The organism is Microbacterium album, assembly GCF_014643695.1.
Taxonomy (GTDB): domain Bacteria; phylum Actinomycetota; class Actinomycetes; order Actinomycetales; family Microbacteriaceae; genus Microbacterium; species Microbacterium album.
In genome coordinates, this window is sequence record NZ_BMJY01000037.1 from 1 (window position 1) to 1,418 (window position 1,418).

1 protein-coding gene is annotated in these 1,418 nt (G+C 67.6%); it reads left to right on the forward strand.

All coding sequences use genetic code 11. The annotated features are described in order from the left end of the window. Positions 1-119 precede the first annotated feature (119 nt). The gene (locus IEX37_RS15825; RefSeq protein ID WP_188757336.1) at positions 120-1,367 is read left to right on the forward strand and encodes an IS256 family transposase; all 1,248 of its coding nucleotides are present in this window, start codon (positions 120-122) and stop codon (positions 1,365-1,367) included. The last annotated feature ends 51 nt before the right edge of the window (positions 1,368-1,418 follow it).

Sequence of the window (1,418 nt, forward strand, 5' to 3'; positions counted from 1 at the left end):
AGTGGCGTCCCGCATAGTGGTGTAACCGCTCGGTGGCCGGCCCCGTTGTGAACGTGGGCGCGGTCACCGTGTGATCCTTCGAGGAATCTCCTACAACCCTCTCGAATGGAGTCATCACGATGACCGCTCCTCACATTGTCGACCCTGCCGGCCTGCTCGGTGAAGCCCTCGCCGAGGCGTCCCCGGATCTGATGCGGCAACTGCTGCAGACGATGATCAACGCGCTGCTGTCCGCGGACGCTGACGCTGTCTGCGGTGCCGAATGGGGCAACCCCAGCCCCAACCGGGTGGCGCAGCGCAACGGTTACCGGCACCGCGAGCTGGACACCCGCGTCGGCACGATCGACGTCGCCGTCCCGAAGCTGCGCAAGGGCACCTACTTCCCGGAATGGCTGCTCGAGCGCCGCAAGCGCGCCGAAGCTGCGCTGATCACCGTCGTCGCCGACTGCTACCTCGCCGGCGTCTCCACGCGCCGCATGGACAAGCTGGTCAAGACGCTCGGCATCGACTCACTGTCCAAGTCGCAGGTCTCGAGGATGGCCGCGGACTTGGACGAGCACGTCGACCAGTTCCGGCACCGGCCGCTCGGGGATGCCGGTCCGTTCACGTTCGTCGCCGCCGATGCCCTCACCATGAAGGTCCGCGAAGGCGGCCGCGTGATCAACGCCGTCGTCCTGGTCGCCACCGGCGTGAACGCGGACGGGCGTCGAGAGGTCCTGGGCATGCGGGTCGCGACCAGTGAGACCGCATCGGCTTGGAACCAGTTCTTCGCCGACCTCGCCGCCCGCGGCCTGTCCGGCGTCCGTCTCGTCACCAGTGACGCGCACGCCGGGCTGGTCGAGGCAATCGCGGCGAATCTGCCCGGAGCCGCCTGGCAGCGTTGCCGAACCCACTACGCCGCGAACCTGATGTCCGTCACGCCGAAGAGCCTCTGGCCCGCGGTCAAGGCGATGCTGCACTCCGTCTACGACCAACCCGACGGCGCCGCGGTGAACGCGCAGTTCGACCGGCTCCTCGACTACGTCGAAGACAAGCTCCCCGACGCCTTCTCGCACCTCGACGCCGCCCGGGCGGACATCCTCGCATTCACCGCGTTCCCCGAAGGTCTCTGGTCGCAGATCTGGTCGAACAACCCCAACGAGCGCCTCAACCGCGAGATCCGCCGCCGCACCGACAGCGTCGGCATCTTCCCCAACCGCGACGCCATCATCCGACTCGTCGGCGCCGTCCTCGCCGAGCAGACCGACGAATGGGCCGAAGGCCGCCGCTACCTCGGCCTCGACATCCTCGCCAAGAGCCGCCTCCACCTCCTCCCCGACACAAACACCGAGGAGGTGACCGACACCATCCTCGAACTCAGCGCCTAACCCAGCACCGAAGGATCACGAAGCGGCTACACCACTACCGGGGACTTGACC